The following is a 1,569-nucleotide window of genomic DNA, read 5'->3' on the forward strand; positions in this document are numbered from 1 at the left end:
ACAATACCACCCGTTAGGTTGTAGTATTTGGTGTTTTCGAAGCCAGCGTCCTGCATCATGCCTTCCAGTGTTTCTTGGTCTGGGTGCATGCGAATAGATTCAGCAAGGTAGCGGTAGCTTTCTGCGTCATTCGCGACCAATTCGCCCATTTTTGGCAATAGGTGGAATGAGTACGCGTCGTACACTTTTGATAGTGGTTCGAGAACTGGTTTAGAGAATTCCAAAACCAATAGACGACCACCCGGCTTAAGGACGCGGAACATTGAACGCAGTGCTTTGTCTTTGTCGGTTACGTTACGAAGACAGAAGCTGATGGTGATCACATCGAAGTAATCATCTGGGAAAGGCAGTTCTTCTGCGTTTGCTTGTACGTAGTGTACGTTACCCACAATGCCGTTATCGCGCAGTTTGTCGCGGCCAACATTCAGCATTGAGTTGTTAATATCTGCCAGAACAACGTGGCCTTGGTCACCCACAATACGCGAGAATTTCGCGGTTAGGTCACCCGTACCACCACCTAGATCCAGAATGCGCTGACCAGGACGAGCGCCACTGCAATCGATCGTAAAACGCTTCCAAAGGCGGTGAATACCACCTGACATCAGGTCGTTCATGATGTCGTATTTCGCTGCCACTGAGTGGAAAACTTCGGCAACTTTGGTCACTTTTTCTTCTTTCGCCACTGTGGTGAAACCAAAGTGGGTCGTTTCGTTCTCTAACGCTGTATTGGATTGCAAACTTGTGTCCGTCATTCTAATTCCTCTTGGGCAGCACTTGTTCACTACAGGGCGTTTGCTGACAATGAAAGTCGCCCTCTGTACTGCGGGCGATTAGTTTACTTTATCCTCAGCCGGATGTCTTTCTACTAACGATTCATTTGGTGATTCATTTTCTGAAAATGCATCACTTTGCGCCAACTGCGCAAGGTCAGAAGAAATCGGTCGTTTGATTTCAACCCCCAACTGTCTAAAGCTTTCTGCTTGACGAATCACGTTGCCACGACCTGTCGCCAGCTTGTTCATAGCGCCTTGATAGGTTTGGTTCGCTCGGTCTAATGCGCCGCCCAACCCTTCCATGTCGTCGATGAATAAACGCAGCTTGTCGTACAGTTTGGTGGCGCGCTGGGCGATCAGTTTGGCGTTTTCATTCTGACGTTCGTTGCGCCATAAATTGTCGATGGTGCGCAGTGCCACCAGCAACGTGGTTGGGCTAACCAAGATGATGTTTTGCTCCATCGCATCTTTGATCAAGCTTGGGTCGGCTTGAATCGCCACTTGAAACGCCGGCTCTACCGGAATAAACATCAGCACATAATCGAGACTTTGGATGCCTTTGAGCTTGTGGTAATCCTTCATGCTCAAACCTTTGATGTGCGCACGCAGTGCGGTGAGGTGAGCACTTAACGCGCGGTCGCGTTCAGCATCCGTTTCAGCATTGAAGTAGCGCTCGTACGCCACCAATGCCATTTTCGAATCGACCACCACTTGCTTGTTTTGTGGAAAATGCACAATCACATCTGGTTGGTAACGCTTGCCCGCTTCGCTCTGTAGGTTCACTTGCGTTTCGTAC

General features: G+C 49.1%; 2 protein-coding genes. Both read right to left on the minus strand.

The features are described from left to right. Positions 1–752: bifunctional demethylmenaquinone methyltransferase/2-methoxy-6-polyprenyl-1,4-benzoquinol methylase UbiE (ubiE, locus tag R7M72_RS24475; RefSeq protein ID WP_318056385.1), on the minus strand; the 752-nt coding region annotated here is incomplete at its 3' end. 78 nt (positions 753–830) lie between these two features. Next, positions 831–1,569 (minus strand): DNA recombination protein RmuC (gene rmuC / locus R7M72_RS24480; RefSeq protein ID WP_318056386.1); only part of this gene is annotated, 739 nt, incomplete at its 5' end.

The organism is Vibrio sp. YT-18, from assembly GCF_033337345.1.
Lineage (GTDB): Bacteria > Pseudomonadota > Gammaproteobacteria > Enterobacterales > Vibrionaceae > Vibrio > Vibrio alginolyticus.